At 66.6% G+C, this 18,327-nt stretch carries 18 protein-coding genes; 7 read left to right on the forward strand and 11 right to left on the reverse strand.

Annotation, left to right across the window (positions count from 1 at the left end):
• Nucleotides 1-133 precede the first annotated feature (133 nt).
• Nucleotides 134-922: an alpha/beta fold hydrolase gene (locus K225_RS0101860; RefSeq protein WP_026434824.1), complete on the forward strand. Its 789-nt coding sequence runs from the start codon at nucleotides 134-136 to the stop codon at nucleotides 920-922.
• Between the two features lie 19 nt (nucleotides 923-941).
• Here K225_RS0101860 and K225_RS0101865 read toward each other — a convergent pair whose 3' ends face one another.
• Nucleotides 942-2,279 carry a D-amino acid dehydrogenase gene (locus tag K225_RS0101865; protein ID WP_026434825.1) on the reverse strand — a complete coding sequence of 446 codons (1,338 nt, stop codon included), beginning with the start codon at nucleotides 2,277-2,279 and terminating at the stop codon, nucleotides 942-944.
• A 120-nt stretch (nucleotides 2,280-2,399) separates the two neighbouring features.
• On the opposite strand from K225_RS0101865, the gene K225_RS0101870 reads away from it, so the two are divergent.
• Together K225_RS0101870 and K225_RS0101875 are read left to right on the forward strand one after the other, a co-directional pair.
• Complete coding sequence (locus K225_RS0101870) at nucleotides 2,400-3,311, forward strand: LysR family transcriptional regulator ArgP (protein ID WP_026434826.1); 912 nt, start codon at nucleotides 2,400-2,402, stop codon at nucleotides 3,309-3,311.
• Between the two features lie 130 nt (nucleotides 3,312-3,441).
• On the forward strand, nucleotides 3,442-4,056 hold the full coding sequence (locus K225_RS0101875; RefSeq protein ID WP_034711577.1) for a TetR/AcrR family transcriptional regulator: 615 nt from the start codon (nucleotides 3,442-3,444) through the stop codon (nucleotides 4,054-4,056).
• A 195-nt stretch (nucleotides 4,057-4,251) separates the two neighbouring features.
• On the opposite strand, the gene K225_RS0101885 is transcribed toward K225_RS0101875, so the two are convergent.
• The 3 genes from K225_RS0101885 to K225_RS0101895 form a co-directional block, all read right to left on the reverse strand.
• Nucleotides 4,252-4,674, reverse strand: a complete 423-nt coding sequence (locus K225_RS0101885) for a universal stress protein (protein ID WP_026434828.1) — start codon at nucleotides 4,672-4,674, stop codon at nucleotides 4,252-4,254.
• A 108-nt stretch (nucleotides 4,675-4,782) separates the two neighbouring features.
• Complete coding sequence (locus K225_RS0101890) at nucleotides 4,783-5,628, reverse strand: metallophosphoesterase (RefSeq protein WP_026434829.1); 846 nt, start codon at nucleotides 5,626-5,628, stop codon at nucleotides 4,783-4,785.
• Nucleotides 5,629-5,634: 6 nt separating this feature from the next.
• Entirely contained in the window at nucleotides 5,635-6,624 is a 990-nt protein-coding gene (locus tag K225_RS0101895; RefSeq protein WP_026434830.1) for a LysR family transcriptional regulator, read from the reverse strand.
• A gap of 118 nt (nucleotides 6,625-6,742) precedes the next feature.
• Here K225_RS0101895 and K225_RS0101900 point away from each other — a divergent pair, with 118 nt between their 5' ends.
• Nucleotides 6,743-7,189 (forward strand): hypothetical protein, encoded by a 447-nt coding sequence (locus K225_RS0101900; protein ID WP_026434831.1) that lies wholly within the window; start codon nucleotides 6,743-6,745, stop codon nucleotides 7,187-7,189.
• Between the two features lie 213 nt (nucleotides 7,190-7,402).
• On the opposite strand, the gene K225_RS0101905 is transcribed toward K225_RS0101900, so the two are convergent.
• From K225_RS0101905 to K225_RS0101930, 6 genes are all read right to left on the reverse strand, one after another.
• Nucleotides 7,403-9,277 (reverse strand): phosphoenolpyruvate carboxykinase (GTP), encoded by a 1,875-nt coding sequence (locus tag K225_RS0101905; protein WP_026434832.1) that lies wholly within the window; start codon nucleotides 9,275-9,277, stop codon nucleotides 7,403-7,405.
• 298 nt (nucleotides 9,278-9,575) lie between these two features.
• A complete protein-coding gene (gene queC, locus K225_RS0101910; protein WP_026434833.1) occupies nucleotides 9,576-10,280 on the reverse strand; it encodes a 7-cyano-7-deazaguanine synthase QueC in 705 nt (234 codons plus the stop codon).
• 75 nt (nucleotides 10,281-10,355) lie between these two features.
• Nucleotides 10,356-10,502, reverse strand: a complete 147-nt coding sequence (locus K225_RS22410) for a hypothetical protein (RefSeq protein WP_167544060.1) — start codon at nucleotides 10,500-10,502, stop codon at nucleotides 10,356-10,358.
• Between the two features lie 75 nt (nucleotides 10,503-10,577).
• Nucleotides 10,578-11,777 carry a threonine ammonia-lyase gene (locus tag K225_RS0101920; RefSeq protein ID WP_026434834.1) on the reverse strand — a complete coding sequence of 400 codons (1,200 nt, stop codon included), beginning with the start codon at nucleotides 11,775-11,777 and terminating at the stop codon, nucleotides 10,578-10,580.
• A 117-nt stretch (nucleotides 11,778-11,894) separates the two neighbouring features.
• The gene (locus K225_RS0101925; protein ID WP_026434835.1) at nucleotides 11,895-13,556 is read right to left on the reverse strand and encodes an isovaleryl-CoA dehydrogenase; all 1,662 of its coding nucleotides are present in this window, start codon (nucleotides 13,554-13,556) and stop codon (nucleotides 11,895-11,897) included.
• Nucleotides 13,557-13,689: 133 nt separating this feature from the next.
• Nucleotides 13,690-14,376, reverse strand: coding sequence for a glycine zipper family protein (locus tag K225_RS0101930; protein WP_238323163.1), 687 nt, complete (start codon nucleotides 14,374-14,376; stop codon nucleotides 13,690-13,692).
• A 302-nt stretch (nucleotides 14,377-14,678) separates the two neighbouring features.
• On the opposite strand from K225_RS0101930, the gene K225_RS0101935 reads away from it, so the two are divergent.
• From K225_RS0101935 to K225_RS20170, 3 genes are all read left to right on the forward strand, one after another.
• Nucleotides 14,679-16,697 (forward strand): ribonucleoside triphosphate reductase, encoded by a 2,019-nt coding sequence (locus K225_RS0101935; protein ID WP_026434837.1) that lies wholly within the window; start codon nucleotides 14,679-14,681, stop codon nucleotides 16,695-16,697.
• Nucleotides 16,698-16,794: 97 nt separating this feature from the next.
• A complete protein-coding gene (gene nrdD, locus K225_RS0101940) occupies nucleotides 16,795-16,995 on the forward strand; it encodes an anaerobic ribonucleoside-triphosphate reductase (RefSeq protein WP_026434838.1) in 201 nt (66 codons plus the stop codon).
• Nucleotides 16,973-17,638, forward strand: a complete 666-nt coding sequence (locus tag K225_RS20170; protein WP_051248589.1) for an anaerobic ribonucleoside-triphosphate reductase activating protein — start codon at nucleotides 16,973-16,975, stop codon at nucleotides 17,636-17,638. Before nrdD ends, K225_RS20170 begins: the two co-directional genes overlap by 23 nt.
• A 33-nt stretch (nucleotides 17,639-17,671) precedes the next feature.
• On the opposite strand, the gene K225_RS20175 is transcribed toward K225_RS20170, so the two are convergent.
• Nucleotides 17,672-18,115, reverse strand: coding sequence for a DoxX family protein (locus K225_RS20175; RefSeq protein WP_051248590.1), 444 nt, complete (start codon nucleotides 18,113-18,115; stop codon nucleotides 17,672-17,674).
• Between the last annotated feature and the right edge of the window lie 212 nt (nucleotides 18,116-18,327).

The following is an 18,327-nucleotide window of genomic DNA, read 5'->3' on the forward strand; positions in this document are numbered from 1 at the left end:
GCGGGCGGGCCAGGGCAGGTGGTTGCGGGGAACGGTTCACAAAAACGGGGGCGCGGGGCCGTGGAGATGGGGAGGGCTATTATGGTGTGGCGCCCCCGGCCGCGCAGGCGTGGGCTCTTTTCCGGAACACTGCATGGCACGCTTACCTACTTACATCACGCTGGGCGCCGGCCCCACTGTGCTCATGCTGCACGATGCCGATGGCGGCCATCTCGCGTTTGCGCCCCAGGTGGAGCGGCTGGCCACTGCCGGCTACCGCGCCGTGGCGTGGGACATGCCGGGTTATGGCCACAGCGCACCCATTGAGCCCTACACCTTCAAGGGCCTGGCACAAAGCTGCCTGGCGCTGGTGGCGGCGCTGCAGTGTGGGTCGGTCACGCTGGTGGGGCATGGGCTCGGTGCCATGCTGGCGGCCGAGGTGGCCTTGCGCCAGCCCGCGCTGGTGCGGCGGTTGGTGCTTTGTGCCGGCGGTCCCGGCCTGGATGCCGAGGCCTTGCGCCGTTGGGTGAGCCCCCGCCTGCAGGCCCTGGAAGCGGTGGACGGCGGCCAGTCGATGGCGCAGCTGGCCCAGGCCCTCGTGCCCCGGTTCATCGGCAGCGGGGCCTTGCCCGAGGGTGTACGGCTGGCGGGCCATGCGCTGTCGCAGGTGTACCCGGCGACCTATCGGCGGGCGCTGCAGCTGCTGGCCTTGTTTGACCGCGATGCCACGGCCTTCATGCGCCTGGCCATGCCCACCTTGCTGCTGGGCGGCGCCATGGACCCCTGCACGCCCCCCGCCGCGCTGCAGGCCCTGGCCCATGTGCTGCCCGATGCGCGCCACCAGAGCCTGGCGCATGTCGGGCACTGGCCGCAGCTCGAAGACCCGGACAGATTCGACGCCGCGTTGCTCGACTTTCTGGCCGAGCAGCGCCAGCTGCACTGAGAGGCTGAGCCGGGGGCTTTCAGGCCGCGACTGCCGCGCGCCGGGGCGGCGCGGCTTCGGTGCCCAGAAAGCCGAAGTCCATGGCGGGCCGTGCGCCGCTGATCAGCTCCGCCAGGGCCTTGCCCGAGCCCGCGCCATGCGTCCAGCCCAGGGTGCCATGGCCGGCATTCACCCACAGCTTGCCCAGGCGCGTGCTGCCGATGAAGGGAATGTTGGTGGGGGTGGCCGGGCGCAGGCCGGTCCAGTACTGCGGGTTGCCGCCCTGCTCGGGCGTGCGGGTGTCGCACACGCCGGGCAGGATCTCCTCGATGCGGCGCGACAGCATGTGGCAGCGCGCCCGGGCCACGGGGCTGTCGAGCGACAGGTCGAACCCGCCCAGCTCGATGGTGCCGGCCACGCGCAGCACATCGCCCAGGCGGCTCATGGCGAGCTTCTTGCCGTCGTCGATGGTCGAGACCATGGGCGCGCCCTCGGGCTTGCGCAGCGGGAAGGTGGCGCTGTAGCCCTTGCCGGGGTAGATGGGCAGATCCACACCCACGGTGCGCAGCAGCGGCGCACTGTAGGAGCCGCAGGCCACCACGATGGCGTCGCCCTTCAACAGATAATCTTTCTTGCCGCCAACGCCCGATTGGCGATCGATGACAGCGACTGAATCAATAGCATTGCCAATCTTGTTCAGTCGCAGCACATCGTGGCCATACAAGAACTTGGCGCCGCGCTCGGCGCAGCGGCGGGCCAGTTGCTGCGTGAACACGCGCGCATCGCCGCTTTCGTCGGTGCTGGTGTAGGTGCCACCGGTGATGCGGTCGCCGTAGGCCTTGAAGGCGGGTTCGATCTGCAGCAGCTCGCCCTTGCTGACCAAGCGGCGCTGCACACCGAACTGGCGCATCACCTCGACGGCGTGGCCTGCTTCGTCCAAGGATTTCTGATCGGAATAGAAATGCGCGATGCCGCGTTCGAGCCGGTGGTATTCGATGCCGGTGCTGCGCACCACGTCCTTCAGCGCCGCATGGCTGTAGGCGCCGAGGGCCACGATCTGCTGCACATTGCGTTCAAAAGCGCTGTCGTTGCACTGGGCGAGGAATTTCAGGCACCAGCGCCACTGCTCCCAGTCGAGCTGGGGCCGAAACAGCAGGGGTGCCTCCTTGTCGAACATCCACTTGAGCGCCTTCCATGGTGCTGCACGGTTGGCCCAGGGCTCGCAGTAGCTCACCGAGATCTGTGCCGCATTGGCGAAGCTGGTTTCCAGCGCGGCGTCGGGCTGGCGATCGACCACGGTCACTTCATGGCCGCGCTCCAGCAGATGCCAGGCGGTGCTGATGCCGATGATGCCGGCGCCAAGAACAATGGTTTTCATGGGGCGCAGTGTGCGCGACATTGCGTTGCTCTAAAAGCAAAATTAAACTTGCTCCAAAAACATCAGTGCATCTAATGAAGTGCGCTGCAGAGTGGCCCCTTTTTGCGCGAGTTGAAAACCATGAGTACCTACGATCCCGCCGCCCTGGAATGCCTTGCCGCTATCGTGGAAGAGGGCGGTTTCGAGCGTGCCGCCCAGCGGCTGAACGTTACACAGTCGGCGGTTTCGCAGCGCCTGCGCGCGCTGGAGGCGCAGGTGGGCTCGGTGCTCATCGTGCGCAGCCGGCCGCTGCGGCCGACCTCGGCGGGGCAGTTGCTGCTCAAGCACACCAAGCAGATGCGCCTGCTGCGCGCCGATCTGGAGCGCGATCTGCAGGAGCTCGCCCCCAGCACCCCCGGTGGCACGCGCGAGGATGAGCGCATTTCGATTGCCATCAACGCCGACAGCATTGCCACCTGGGCGATGGATGCGCTGCACGACCTGGTGCGCCAGCGCCTGCCGCTGGAAATCATCGTGGACGACCAGGATTTCACCCAGGAGTGGCTGCGCTCCGGCCAGGTGCTGGGCTGTGTCACCACGCTCAAGCAGGCGCTGCGCGGCTGCAAGATGGTGCCGCTCGGGGCCATGTCCTATGTGGCGGTGGCTTCGGCTTCGTTTGCCCGGAAGTACTTGCCGCAAGGGCTGACGCCGCACAATTTTCGCGATGTGTCGTTCCTGTCGTTCAACCGCAAGGACGACATGGCCTCGGAGTTCGTGGCGCGCGCATTCGGGCTCAAGCGGGTGGCGCTCAACCACCTTTTCGTGCCCAGCGCGGAGGGCCAGATGCGGGCTGTGGCCGCAGGCTGGGCGGTGGGCGTGGTGCCAGAGTTGCTGGCACGGGACGCCCTGGCGGACGGCTCGATGGTGGAGCTGGCCCCGGGGTGCGCCTTGCCCATCCAGCTGTACTGGCATTGCTGGAACCTGGAATCGGAGTTGCTCGACGCCCTGACGGCGGCCCTGACCCACGCTGCGGCCGAGGCACTGGTGCCCTGAGGCCGCGCGGGTTTTCTCCAGCGAAGCGCGGCACGCGGTGCGCGCGTCCGGTTTCGTTGCTGGGATGAACGGTGTGGTTGCAATGCAATTGCTCAAGTCTTTTTTGGACCGGTGTGTATAAGATCTCGGTATGCAAATGCCGAAAACCAAGGTTTCCTTCAAGGAACAGATGCACCAGGTGCGCGAAGACGCCATCCTGCAGGCTACCTGCCGCCTGCTGGGTGAAAAGTCTTTCGACGCGATGACGATGGACGATGTCGCCAATGCCGTGGGCATCGCCAAGGCCAGCCTTTACAAACACTTCGCCAGCAAGGAGGACCTGTGCTGCGCCGCCATGGTCCAGATACTGGGGCGTGTGCGTGCCTACCTGGACACCCTGCCCGCGCAAATGCCGCCGCAGGACAAGCTGCAGGATCTGGTGCGCTGGTCGCTGGAGCGGCTGATCACCAACGAAATGCCGCTGCTGCCCAACCGCAATTCCAGCCTGCGGGCGGTGCTCATGGCGAGCCCGCAGTATCTGGACGGGCTGGTGGCGGTGAGCGACCAGATTGGCCAATGGATCACCGAGGCGCAGGCGCAAGGCCTCATCAACCCTGCGTTGCCGCCGCTGGTGGTGCTGTACACCCTGTTTGCCCGCGCATGCGATCCCGTGGTGGGGTTTCTCAAGGAAGGCGGCCAGTATTCGGACGCAGAAATCGTCGACCTGGTGGTGCGCACCTGTTTTGATGGACTGGCGGCACGCTAGTGTTCTGCACCCGAACTGGCGGTGCCGTGTTGTGCGGTGAAATGGGCCGCGCGAAAACGCGCAACCTCCGTGTGCAAGGCCACCATGCAGCCCATGGATGTCCACGCAAGTCGGTGGGCTCTTATGGGGCCTGGCGGCTGACGGGGGACGAAAAAAACCCTGCCGAGGCAGGGCTTGGTTGGCGGCAGCGCAGCCTCAGCGCACGATCAGCAAGGGCACCTTGCTGTGGGCCAGCACCTGGGTGGTGACCGAGCCCATCACCAGCGTGGCGATGGCACCGTGGCCATGCGAGCCCATGACCAGCAGATCGAACTTGCCGGTGTCCGCCACTTTGGCGATGGTCTCGCCCACGGCGCCCACCTTGAAGCTGCGCTTGGCATCCACGCCATGGCGGCCCAGAAACTTGCACACGGGAGCGAGGACCTTTTCGGCTTCTTCGGCGTGGTACGTGTCAACGACTTCCTTGCCCAGCGCAGCGCGTGCGCGTGCGGGCAGCGGGGCCTGCACGGTCAGCACGGTGTACTCGTGGGTGCCGCCCAGCAATTCTTCATGGGTGGCCAGGTAGGCGAGCATTTTCTTGGTGTAGGCGCTGCCGTCGACAGCAAGCAGGATGTTCATGGTGTGTTCTCCGGAATGGGTGGTTCAGGCTAATCGGCGCGCGTTGTTCTTGTCTTGAGCTGTGTCAGGTTTCCTCGTGCGCACGGAAAGTTTGTCAGCCTGTGCCCATCATACGGAAATACAGCACTGCGCCTGGAACATGGCCTGTTCCCCCTTGCGTGCATAACCCAGCGGGTTGGCCACCACGCGGCATTGCCAGGCCGCTCCCTGTTCGTCGGTGCCCGTCACGGTGTAGTCGCTGGGGGCATGCAGATGTCCGTGCAGCCACAGCCGGGCCAGGGGCAGCAGATCGTCCAGGGCATTGCAGAAACCGGCGGTGCCGGGTACCAGCCCATAGCGCGGATCAGCGCTGCGCAGGCTGGGTGCGAAATGGGTGACTGCTACCGTGGGCCCGGTGTGCGGTTGTGCCAGTGCTGCGCGCAACCACTGCTGGCATTGCAGTGCCTGGGCGCGCACGGGCTCTGCCAGAAAGGGCTCGCCATGGCGTGTCCCGCCGGTCTTGCGCAGATAGAAGTTGGCGGCGCGAAAGGCCTTGTCGCGCTGTTTCAGGCGCCGCGCGAGGTCGGTGCTGCCTTCGTGGTCGGCCAGGGCGTCGAAGTCGCTCCAGAGCGTGGTGCCGACAAAGCGCACGCCATGGAGCACCAGGGTCTCGCGTTCCAGCCAGGCGATGCCCAGCCGGTCGCAGACCGCGCGCAGCCGGGCATGGGCTGCGTCGAAGTCCTGTGCGTCGTACTCATGGTTTCCGGGCACGAACAGCACGGGCGTGGGCCAGCCGGCAAACTGCGGCAACGGAGAAAAGCGCTCCAGACCGAAGGCCTGGTCGGTGAGCAGTCCCCCTTGCGGGTACGCGCCAATGTCGCCGGCCAGCACCAGCACATCCGCTGCCGCGGCGGGCTCGGGTTCGAAATGGGGATGCGCCTCCAGGTGCAGGTCGGACAACAGCTGTATCTTCATGGGGCGTCAGTCGATGGCGGGGCGGCCCGCCGGTTGGGGGAAGGTGCGCCGGGCGGCGCGTGCCAGTGCCTGCAGCAACCAGTTGATGGCCGTCTGCTGCGGACCGCGCCGGCGCCACAGCGCATCCACATGCACCGCCGGCACATCCAGTGGCAGGGGGCGCAGCACCAGTGCCTCGGCGATGCCGGTCACAGGCACAAAGTGGCGTGGCAGCACGGTGAGAAGGTCGGAACTGGCCACTACCCGCCCCGCAGTGAAGAACTGGTTGACGGTAAGCACCACGCGCCGCTCGCGCCCCAGCGACGCCAGGGCTTCATCGATGAAACCAAAGGGGCGCCCGGAAAAGCTCACCAGCATGTGGCGCGCGGCGCAAAACTGGTCCAGCGTCAGCGGCGCAACGGCCAGCGGATGGCCCTGGCGCATCACGCACACATATTCGCCGTCGTAGATGCGGCGGCTGTCAAAGGCCACCACGCCCCCCGACTGTGCCCGCGCCGTCAGGTCGGCCAGCACGGCGGGAAAGTAGCCCACGGCCATGTCGGCGGATCCTTCTTCGAGGAGGCGGCGGGGGTCGCGCGTGGTGAGCGGCACCACCCGCACCGAAATGCCGGGTGCCTCGCGCTCCATGATCTCCACCAGGCCCGGCACCAGCGTGGCGGCGGTGGCGTCCGACAGGGCCAGCACAAAGGTGGAGGTGGCTGTGGCGGGCTCGAACAGGCCGGGCGCCAGTGATTCCTGCAACTGCGCAAGGGCTTCGCGCACCGTGGGCCACAGCGCCAGCGCGCGGGGTGTGGGCTCCACGCCGTGGCCGCTGCGCACCACCAGATCGTCGCCCAGCACGTCGCGCAGGCGGCGCATGGCATTGCTGACGGCCGGTTGCGTGAGTGACAGCTTGTGCGCGGCCCGGGTCAGGCTGCGCTCGGCCATCACCTCGTCAAAAACGCGCAGCAGGTTCAGATCGAGGGAGCGAAAGTTGACGGGCGGGAGATGATCCATATATCAATGATATGAATGAATTGAATTCATAATATAAATTTGAATAAATAAAGGGTAAACCCTAATATCCTTCCATCGCCCGGCAATTTCGCCAAAAGCGTTTGAAAGGGATCTTGAAATGACCAGTTTTGCACAAGTGGATTACTCCACACAGCACCTCGGCGTGGCCCGAGCAGAGAATGCCATCGTGGCGTTGAAAAATGTTGCTGCAGGTTTTGACGGCGCAAGGGGCGCAGCTTCCATGCTGCTGGCTGCGGTGGTTGCAGCGCTGCTCGTGGTGGCCAATCAGGTGGTCGACACCTGGGGCGACGGCCATCTGCTGGCCGCCTGGACCGTGCTGTGGGTGGTGGCATTTGCCGCCATCGCCCTGCTTGCCACGCCGGCCCGTCGCGCTGCGGTAGTGCTGCGCACCGGCTACAAGGCCTGGCTGGAAAGCCGCCGCCAGTCTGCCGAAGACCAGCGCACTTGGAATGCCGCCCTGCGGGATGCCCGCATGATGGCGGACCTGAGCCGCGCCATGAGCGCTGCCGCCACCAGCCAGCAGCACTTGCGCAAGTACGGCTGAGCACCGCTCAGACTCCCTGCACCCCCGGCATGGCCGGTGGGCGCAACATCCCAAGCCGTGGCACAGTCCACGGCTTTTTGCTGGGCGCTCGCAGCCGGCCCGGCAGCCCCCGCATGAAAAAGCCGCCTCGCCCCGGTAAGGGACGGGCGGCTTCAGCGCATGGCATTCGCGCCCAAGGGGGAGCGATGCTCCCTCCGCAGCGCGGTGCTCGCGTCAGACTTCCGCGAGGCGCTTTGCGATGGCGGCGCGCGTTTCCAGCAGTTCCTTGGGCAGGTGGTAGGCCAGTTGCTCGAAATGCGCATCGTGCAGCTGGAGCTCGTCCGTCCAGGCGGCCTTGTCGATATGGGTCACGGTCTGGAACTGCTGGGCGCTGAAGTCCAGGCCGGTCCAGTTGATCTCGGCGTACTGCGGCGCAATGCCGAACATCGTGTCCTGGCCCTGGGCCTGGCCTTCGATGCGGTCGATCATCCACTTGAGCACGCGCATGTTCTCACCGTAGCCGGGCCAGACGAATTTGCCATCTTCACCCTTGCGGAACCAGTTGACGCAGAAGATCTTGGGCAGGGTGTGGCCCGATTCCTCCAGCTTGTGCTCCATGTCCAGCCAGTGCTGGAAGTAGTCGCTCATGTTGTAGCCGCAGAACGGCAGCATGGCGAACGGGTCGCGGCGCACCACGCCCTGGGCCCCGAAGGCGGCGGCGGTGGTCTCGGAGCCCATGGTGGCGGCCATGTACACGCCTTCCATCCAGGTGCGGGCCTCGGTGACCAGCGGCACGGTGGTGGAACGGCGGCCGCCGAAGATGAAGGCATCGATGGCCACGCCATTGGCATCGTCCCACTGGGGGTCGAGCGCGGGGTTGTTGGTGGCGGCCACGGTGAAGCGCGAGTTGGGATGGGCAGCCTTGGCGCCGGTTTCCTTGGCGATCTCGGGCGTCCAGTCCTTGCCTTGCCAGTCGATCAGGTGGGCGGGGATGCCGCCACCGTCTTTTTCCATGCCTTCCCACCACACGTCGCCATCGTCGGTCAGGGCCACGTTGGTGAAGATCACGTCCTTGTCCAGCGAGCGCATGCAGTTCGGGTTGGTGTGCATGTTGGTGCCGGGGGCCACGCCGAAGTAGCCGGCTTCGGGGTTGATGGCGTACATCTTGCCGTCGGCATGGGGCTTGATCCAGGCGATGTCGTCACCGATGGTTGTGACCTTCCAGCCCGCAAAACCGGCCTCTGGGGGGACCAGCATGGAGAAGTTGGTCTTGCCGCAGGCGCTGGGGAAGGCGGCGGCCACGTGGTACTTCTTGCCCTCGGGGTTGGTCACGCCCAGGATCAGCATGTGCTCGGCCAGCCAGCCCTGGTCGCGGCCCATGGTGGAGGCGATGCGCAACGCCAGGCATTTCTTGCCCAGCAGTGCGTTGCCGCCGTAGCCTGAACCGTAGGACCAGATCTCGCGCGTCTCGGGGTAGTGCACGATGTACTTGACCTTGGGGTTGCAGGGCCAGGAGGTGCTGTCCTTCTCGCCAGCCGCCAGCGGCGCACCCACGGTGTGCATGCAGGGCACATACTCGCCGTCCACGCCCAGCACGTCGTACACGGCCTTGCCCATGCGGGTCATCAGGCGCTGGTTCACGGCCACGTAGGCGCTGTCGGTCAGCTCCACGCCGATGTGGGCGATGTGGCTGCCCAGCGGTCCCATGGAGAAGGGCACCACGTACATGGTGCGGCCCTTCATGCAGCCGTCGAACAGCGGCTGCAGCGTGGCGCGCATTTCGGCCGGGGCCATCCAGTTGTTGGTCGGGCCGGCGTCTTCCTTGGCGGCCGAGCAGATGTAGGTGCGGTCTTCCACCCGGGCCACGTCCGACGGGTCGGAGCAGGCCAGGAAGCTGCCGGGGCGCTTGGCCGGGTTGAGCTTCTTGAAGGTGCCGGCGTCCACCAGCTGCTGGCACAGGCGGTCGTACTCTTCCTTGGAGCCGTCGCACCAGTAGATGGAATCGGGCTTGCACAGGGCGGCCATGTCGGCCACCCAGGCCAGCAGGCGGGCGTTCTTGACGTAGGCGGGGGCATTGAGATTCAGGCCCTGCATCGTGGGTGCGTTCATCGGGGAGCTTCCTAAGTTGAAAAACAGTTTTTTCAAAGGAAGCGGACCAGGTGGATCGCGGCGAGGCCTGGCGCAATTGCGGTGCTGAGCGCTGCCTTTGAAAAAACGGCTGAGGTGCTCAGTCGGCGGGCGGGTGCATGGCGAATCCCCACGGGGTGGAGGCTATGCCACGGAATCCGCGGGTCGGCTGGGATGACGATTTTATGAATCTGCCGCCGGTTTGTCTGTCAGCCACGGGTCAAAATCATGCAAAAAAAGCATGAGGTTATGCGGCTATGTGGCCCGGATGACCGTGAATTCAGGCCTGCGAGGCCTGCCAGCGCTCATACCCGGCCTTGCGCAGGGCGCAGGCCGGGCAGGTGCCGCAGCCGTAGCCCCAGGCGTGGCGCGTGTCGCGCACACCGTGGTAGCAGGTGTGGGATTGTTCCAGGACGATGTCCACCAGCGCCTGCCCGCCCAGGGTGCGGGCCAGTTGCCAGGTGTCGGCCTTGTCCAGCCACATCAGCGGCGTCTCCACGGTGAAGCGCTGTCCCATGCCCAGCGACATGGCCACCTGCAGGGCCTTCAGGGTGTCATCGCGGCAATCCGGGTAGCCCGAGAAATCGGTCTCGCACATGCCGCCCACCAGCGTGTGCAGCCCGCGCCGGTAGCCCACGGCGGCGGCGAGCTGGAAGAACAGCAGGTTGCGTCCCGGCACAAAGGTATTGGGCAGGCCAGCGGCATCCATCACGATTTCCGTCGCGCGTGTCAGGGCCGTGTCGCTGATCTGGCCCAGCACGGACAGATCGATCATGTGGTCTTCGCCCAGCCGTTCGCGCCACTGCGGAAAGCCCGCGCGCAGGGCGCCCAGCACCGCGTGGCGCGCCTGCAGTTCCACCTGGTGGCGCTGGCCGTAGTCGAAGCCGATGGTTTCGACATGGGCGAAATGCGCCAGCGCCCAGGCCAGGCAGGTGGTGGAGTCCTGTCCGCCGGAGAAAAGTACGAGGGCGTGTCCGGATCGCATGGGTGGCATCTTTCGGCAAGGGTGGGCGTAAAAAAACCCCGCGCTGCGGGGTTCGTGGCGGCTGCGGCGTGCGCCTCAGGCCATGTTCACGGCAATGAAGGCCAGCAGGAAAATCATGATGGCACCCACGACGGGCAACACCACGGGAATCAGCGGGACAACGTTTTCCACGGCGTCGGCCGAGTGCGCTTCGGGGGCGTGCGAGGTGTTGTGGTCAGACATGGCAAGAACTCCAAAGGGCGTAGAACTGCTGCGATTCTAGCTGCAGCGCCGAAGATCGCGGCGCCCACGGCGTCGTTACATCAGCGCGGCTTCCATGCCGGCCGCGCGCAAGGCCTGCAGCACCTGGGCCACATGGGGCTGGCCGCGGGTTTGCAGCACCAGCTCGATCTCCACGTTCTGGGCGGCCAGCATGGTGAAGGCCCGCTGGTGGTGCACCTCCTCGATGTTGGCGCCCGCATCGGCCACGGTGGCGGTGATGCGTGCCAGCACGCCCGGAATGTCGCGTGCGCTGACCTTGATGCGCGCCAGCCGGCCCGAGCGCACCATGCCACGCTCGATGATGGCGGCCAGCAGCAGCGGGTCGATGTTGCCGCCGCACAGCACCAGGCCCACGCGCTTGCCCTGGAAGCGTTCGGGGTAGCGCAGCAGCGCGGCCAGGCCGGCGGCGCCTGCGCCTTCCACCAGGGTTTTCTCGATTTCCAGCAGCATCAGCACGGCCTGCTCGATGTCGCCCTCGTCCACCAGCACCAGATCGTCCACCAGGCGCTTGACCACTTCCTGGGTGAGGGTGCCGGGCGTGCCCACGGCAATGCCCTCGGCGATGGTGGAGGTGCCCTGCGGGTGGTGCGTGCCCTTGATGGCATTGACCATGGCCGGAAAGCGCGCGGTCTGCACGCCGATGATCTCGATGTCCGGGCGCAGCGCCTTGGCGGCGGTGGCCACGCCGGCGATCAGCCCGCCGCCGCCCACCGCGATGACCAGGGTGTCGAGATCGGGCACGGCCTGCAGCATCTCCAGCGCGAGCGTGCCCTGGCCCGCCGCCACTGCTTCGTCATCGTAAGGGTGGACGAACACCAGCCCCTCGGCGTCGGCAAGATGGTAGGCATGGGCGCGCGCCTCTTCCAGCGTGTCGCCGTGCAGCACCACCTCGGCGCCAAAGCCGCGCGTGCGCTCCACCTTCACGCCGGGCGTGAAACGCGGCATGACGATCACGGCGCGCAGGCCCATGCGCTGCGCGTGGTAGGCCACGCCCTGCGCATGGTTGCCCGCGCTCATGGCCACCACGCCGCGCGCGCGCTCGGCCGGGGTGAGCAGCGTGAGCTTGTTGCAGGCGCCGCGCTCCTTGAAGGAGGCGGTGAACTGCAGGTTCTCGAACTTCAGGAAAACCTGGACGCCGACGATGTCCGACAGCGTGCGCGATTCCACGCACGGCGTGTCGAGCACCTGGCCTTGCAGCCGGGTGGCCGCATCGCGAATGTCTTGAATGGAAAGCATGGCCGCCATTGTGGGGGCAGCAGCCCGTGCCGGGAAAGAGCTTTGTGCGGTGCCGTGGCGAAACTTTATTCCTGGCGACCAGCGCTTGTGCACAAAGCGTCTGGGCTGCATGGGGCATCAGGCCGGAAAAGCGCGCGCCAGCACCGCGGCCACGTCCACCACCCGGGTGTCGATGGCCCCCACCACCCGGCCCGCGCCTGCGCTGCCCAGCCGTGTGGCCATGAAACCATCGGCCACCGCTGCCGGCGCATGGCGGCGCAGCAGGCAGGCCTGGGCCACCAGCACCAGGCGCTGCACCAGCATGCGGCCCAGGGCTTCGCGCTGTTCGGGCGGCGTGGCCAGCAGGCTGCGCAGCGCCTGCAGCTCGGCCTGCAACAGCGGCTCGCCCGCAGCGGCTTCCGCCAGTTCGGCCAGCAAGGCCATGGCGGCCTCGGGCGCGCGGCCGATGGTGCGCAGCACATCCAGGCACATCACGTTGCCCGAGCCCTCCCAGATGGAGTTGACGGGCGCCTCGCGAAACAGGCGGGCCATGACGCTGCTGTCCACATAGCCGTTGCCGCCCAACACTTCCATGGCCTCGCCGGTCAGCTCCACCGCGCGTTTGCAGACCCAGAACTTGGCGGCGGGCGTCATCACGCGTTTCCAGGCGCGCTGCACGGGGCTGTCGTCACGCTCGAAGGCCTCGGCCAGCCGCATGGCCAGCACCAGCGCGGCCTCGCTTTCCAGCGCCAGGTCGGCCAGCACAGCGCGCATCAGTGGCTGCTCGGCCAGGCGCCTGCCAAAGGCCTGGCGCTGGCGGGCATAGGCCAGGGCCTGCACGGTGGCCTGGCGCAGGATGGCGGCGCTGCCCAGCACGCAGTTCAGCCGGGTGGTGGTGGCCATCTCGATGATGGTGGGGATGCCGCGTCCTTCCTCACCCATCAGGATGCCCCAGGCATCCTCGAACTCGACCTCGCTGCTCGCATTGCTGCGGTTGCCCACCTTGTCCTTGAGGCGCTGCACGATCACCGCGTTCTTGCTGCCGTCGGGCCGCCAGCGCGGCACGAAGAAGCAGGCGTGGCCGCCCTCGGCCGTGCGCGCCACCACCAGGTGCGCATCACACATGGGCGCCGAGAAAAACCATTTGTGGCCGCGCAGCAGGTATTCGCCACCGCGCCCGCCGGTACCCGAACGCAACGGCGTGGCCAGCGTGGTGTTGGCGCGCACATCCGAGCCGCCCTGCTTTTCGGTCATGCCCATGCCCAGCCAGATCGCGCGTTTTTGCGCCAGCGGCACATCGCGTGCGTCGTAGTCGTTGCTGAACAGCGGGGCCTGCAGCTGCGCCCACAGCGTAGGCTCTTTCTGCAGCACCGGAATGCTCGCCGTGGTCATGGTGGCCGGGCACAGCGTGCCCTGCTCCACCTGGCCATGCAGATAAAAACCCGCCGCCCAGGCGGCCCAGCGGCCGGGTTGTGTGTCGCGGAACGGCAGGGCGACCAGGCCCTGCCCACGGTACAAGGCCATGAGTGCGTGCCAGCTCGGGTGGAACTCCACGCTGTCGATGCGCCGCCCGCGCGGGTCAAAGCCATGCAGCGTGGGCGTGTGGCGGTTCGCCGCCTCGGCCAGGCGCCAGGTTTCTTGCGCACCCAGCTGCTGGCCGTAGGCCGACAGCTGCGGCCGCGCCCAGAGTGCGCCCGCACGCTCCAGCGCTTCGCCCAGGGCGGTGTCGGTGCCGAGCAGGTTGAAATCGGCCAGTTCGTCGAACTGGTTGAAAACCTCGTGCGTGCGCCAGGCGGTCATGGTGTGGGCCTCTTTCGTCTATCTTCGGGCGGCCACCATGATGTCCGGGAAGCAATGGCCAGGCAAGGTGCACGGGGGTGTGCGGTGCGTGTGTGAAAGATTCTGATAGCTCTTGGGCAGCACACCACGCACTTCAGCGCAACACCCTGCAATTGCCGAACTCGCAGCGGATCGCCAGCGCATCGCCGTTGGTGCAGGCCACGCTGTAGGTCTCGAACCCCGGGCCCTTGGCCGCCAGCGATGCCAGCGGCTGTTCGCTGCACGACTGGCTGCGCGCCAGGCGCTCGGCGCTGAAGGCGTCGGAGCCAATCTGGCGGGGCAGTGCCGGCGCGGGCGCGGGGCGCCATGGCCCCGGTGGGGGTGCGGCTGCCACCGGGCCGTGCCCCCGTGTCGCCATGCAGGCGGCCTCGGTGCGCTGGCGCCGTTCCAGCGCCTGCAGCCCCTGCGTGGCACCCAGCACGCCGCCCACGGCGGCCCAGTCGCGCACCGTGTCGTGCCCGTAGCCCAGGCCCCACACCAGCGCGGCCGTCACCAGGGCGCCCTGTACCAGGCCGTCCAGCGTTTCAGCCACCACGCCCACCTGCGCGGCGTGCTGCCTGCAATAGTCCAGGTCGGCGCCGTAGCGGGCGCTGGCACTGTCGTCGGGCGCCCGCTGTGCGGGCATGTCCGGGCTGTGTGCGGCGCAGCCGGCGAGCACCAGGGCGATCAGGCCGGTGCACAGTCCTTGCGGCAACGCTGGCAGGGCGCGCCTGCCGCCTTCCAGCCGTGGGCCACGGCCCATCACGGCGGCGATGGCGACCGTGGCGTGGGGGTTGTGCATGGTGGTCATGTCGTAGGTGGACGTCAGGGGGGGGGGAGGCGAGGGCGTTCGCAGGGGGTGTCAAGGCGGCAGTATGTACCAGTGCCCGTGTCGGCGTCACTCCGCCATGCGTCCGTGGCCAAGCTTGCAGAAGGGGTTGTTCAAGGTCCATCACGCGAAGGCGCTGCAGCGGCAGAACGCGCTTTTCAGGGGACTGGCCATGTCCGCTGTTTGTGCTTTATCAAACTATAGGTAGTGTTTGATGGGTATCGTGCACACCATAGGTAGTGTTTAAACCCCTTTTTGACGGATTGTGAAAAACCATGGCGTCCACCCTTGTCACCTTGCCCCGCGAAGTCGTTCTGCGCAGCGGGCAGCGCGCTCCTTTTGACGCCGAACGCATCCGTGCCGCACTCGCCAGCGCGGGCCAGGCATCGGGCGAATACGGCGCCGAAGAGGCGGCCCTGCTCACCGCGCAGGTCACCAAGGTGCTGGTCCACCGCTTCCACGGCGAGGCGCCCACGGTGGAGCAGATCCAGGACGTGGCCGAGCAGACGCTGATCGCCGCCAACCACCTGGCCACGGCGCGTGCCTACATCGTCTACCGCGAGCAGCACGCGACCTTGCGCGCCGACAGGCAGACGCTGGTGGATGTGGAAAGCTCCATCAACGAATACCTCACGCGGGCCGACTGGCGCGTGAACGCCAACGCCAACCAGGGCTACTCGCTGGGCGGGCTGATCCTCAACGTGGCGGGCAAGGTCACGGCCAACTACTGGCTCTCGCATGTGTACACGCCCGAGATCGGCGAGGCGCACCGCAATGGCGATATGCACATCCACGACCTCGACATGCTCAGCGGCTACTGCGCGGGCTGGTCGCTGCGCACCCTGCTGCACGAGGGGCTGAACGGCGTGCCCGGCAAGGTGGAGGCGGGGCCGCCCAGGCACATGAGCTCGGCCGTGGGGCAGATCGTCAATTTTCTGGGCACGCTGCAGAACGAGTGGGCGGGCGCGCAGGCGTTCTCGTCGTTCGACACCTACATGGCGCCCTTTGTGCGCAAGGACGGCATGGACTACGCGGCCGTGCGCCAGTGCATCCAGGAGCTGGTCTACAACCTCAACGTACCCTCGCGCTGGGGCACGCAGACGCCGTTCACCAACCTCACCTTCGACTGGACCTGCCCCGACGACCTGCGCGAGCAGGTGCCCGTGATCGCGGGCGAAGAAATGCCGTTTGCCTACGGCGACCTGCAGGTGGAGATGGACCTCATCAACCGCGCCTACATCGACGTGATGACCACGGGCGACGCCAAGGGCCGCGTGTTCACCTTCCCCATCCCCACGTACAACATCACCCGGGACTTTCCGTGGGAGAGCGAGAACGCGCAGCGGCTGTTCGACATGACGGCCAAGTACGGCCTGCCGTACTTCCAGAACTTCATCAACTCGGAGCTGGAACCGAACATGGTGCGGTCCATGTGCTGCCGCCTGCAGCTGGACCTGCGCGAGCTCTTGAAGCGCGGCAATGGCCTGTTCGGCAGTGCGGAGCAGACGGGCAGCCTGGGCGTGGTCACCATCAACTGCGCACGCCTCGGCTATTTGCATGCGGGCGATGAGGCCGGCCTGTTCGTCGCGCTCGACCGCCTGCTGGAGCTGGGCAAGCAGAGCCTGGAGACCAAGCGCAAGCTCATCCAGCGCCTCATGGACCAGGGCCTGTTCCCCTACACCAAGCGCTACCTGGGCACGCTGCGCAACCACTTCAGCACCTTGGGCGTGAACGGCATCAACGAGATGGTGCGCAACTTCACGCACGACCAGCACGACATCACCAGCGACTGGGGCCACCAGTTTGCGCTGCGCCTGCTCGACCATGTGCGCGAGCGCATGGCGCAGTTCCAGGAAGCAACCGGCCATCTCTACAACCTGGAAGCCACACCGGCCGAAGGCACGACCTACCGCTTCGCCAAGGAAGACAAGAAGCGCTGGCCTGCCATCCTGCAGGCGGGCACCGTGGAGCAGCCCTACTACACCAACTCGTCGCAGCTGCCCGTGGGCTTCACCGACGACCCGTTCGAGGCGCTGCAGCGGCAGGAGGCCCTGCAGGGCAAGTACACCGGCGGCACCGTGCTGCATCTGTACATGGGCGAGCGCTTGTCCAGCGGCGCGGCCTGCCGCGAGCTGGTGAAACGGGCGCTCACCAACTTCCGCCTGCCCTACATCACCGTCACGCCCACGTTCTCCATCTGCCCCACGCATGGCTACCTGGCGGGCGAGCACCCGTTCTGCCCGCGCTGCGATGAAGAGCGCCTGGCGGCCAAGCGTGCGCGCCTGGCTGCGTGAATGGAGCAGAGCAGGGCAGAGCGCTAGAAACCCCGGCAGATTTCCATCAGGCCTTTATGGCGATCCACACCACAGCATTTCAACCAAGGAGCACTTCATGAGCCACTTTTCGCCCGCAGAACACACCGCCCTGGCCGCCGTTCAGCTCACTGACGACGAACGCCAGCCCTGCGAGGTCTGGACCCGCGTGATGGGCTACCACCGCCCGGTGGCCAGTTTCAACACCGGCAAGCAGGGCGAGCACCACGAGCGCCGTTTCTTTGCGGAGCAGGCGCGTGGCGGCAGCAGCGCCTGCTGAAGCGCTGCGCGTGGGCGGCCTCACGCCGCTCACCACCATTGACTTCCCGGGGCGGCTCGCGGCGGTGGTGTACTGCCAGGGCTGCCCCTGGCGTTGCAGCTATTGCCACAACCCTGAATTGCTCGACGCCACGGTGCCCGGCGCGATGCCGTGGCCGCAGGTGCGGGCGTTTCTCGCAAGCCGCCAGGGCCTGCTCGACGGCGTGGTGTTTTCTGGCGGCGAGCCCACCCTGCAATCCGCGTTGCCCACCGCCCTGGCGGAAATCCGCGCCATGGGTTTTGCCACGGGCCTGCACACCGGCGGCATGTACCCTGAACGCCTCGCGGCCGTGCTGCCTCTGCTCGACTGGGTGGGGCTGGACATCAAGGGTCCCCCCCATCGGTTCGATGCCATCACGGGTGTGCCGGGCAGCGGGGTGCGGGCCTGGGAGTCGCTGGGCCTTCTGCTGGCCAGCGGCGTGGCACATGAGTGCCGCACCACCTGGCATGCAGGCCTGTTCCCGTCCGACGAGCTGCAGGCACTGGGCAACTCATTGACCAGCGCGGGGGTCGCGCTATGGAAGGTGCAGCCCTGCAATGTTCCGGTCAACCACACGGTGGCGCACCCACAGGAAAGCGACCAGGGCGGCCACGTTGTGTCGTAGGCCGCCCTGGTCACGTGGGAATGCGCACTGGCTTCAGCCGCGGCCGGGCACCCAGCCGAGCAGGCCCGGTTCCTTGCGCCATGCGTCGGCAAAAACCACCAGGGAGGCCACGGCCCAGAACACCAGGTATTCCACCCCGGCCTTGTTCCAGTACCAGCCCACGCCGTTGACGATCATGATCGCGCCCGCCGCCACCACCATCAAGCCGGCGGACAGCAGCGCCGCATACTTGGTGAACACGCCCAGCAGCAGCGCCACTCCCACCGCCAGTTCCAGGATGCCGGAGAACACCACAAACACCTCCGGCGGCTGGAACCCGGCCTTGCCGAAGAACACGACGGTGCCCGCAAAGCCGACGATCTTGGACAGCACATGGGGCAGGTAGAAAAGGCCCACGAGCATGCGCAGGACGCGCATCGGGAAATCGGCCGCCTCGCGGGAGGCGCTCGAAGAAGCAGTGAGTGGGAGCGATGACATGATGACCTCGACAACGGTACACCTTCCACGTGCGAGGCGGCGAAACCTTTTGGGCCTTTGCCTGGCAACCCCGTTCATACAGAAGGTGAGATCAGTGTATTGGTCGCTGATTTGTTGATAAATCAGGAAAATCAGGACACATTGGTGCGCCATTGATGTTGATATTGCGCTCAATGCTTGAGGTGTATCAAGCAGGACCAGCGCGTTTTGCG

This window comes from Acidovorax sp. JHL-9 (assembly GCF_000426205.1).
In the GTDB taxonomy this organism is placed as follows: domain Bacteria; phylum Pseudomonadota; class Gammaproteobacteria; order Burkholderiales; family Burkholderiaceae_C; genus Acidovorax; species Acidovorax soli.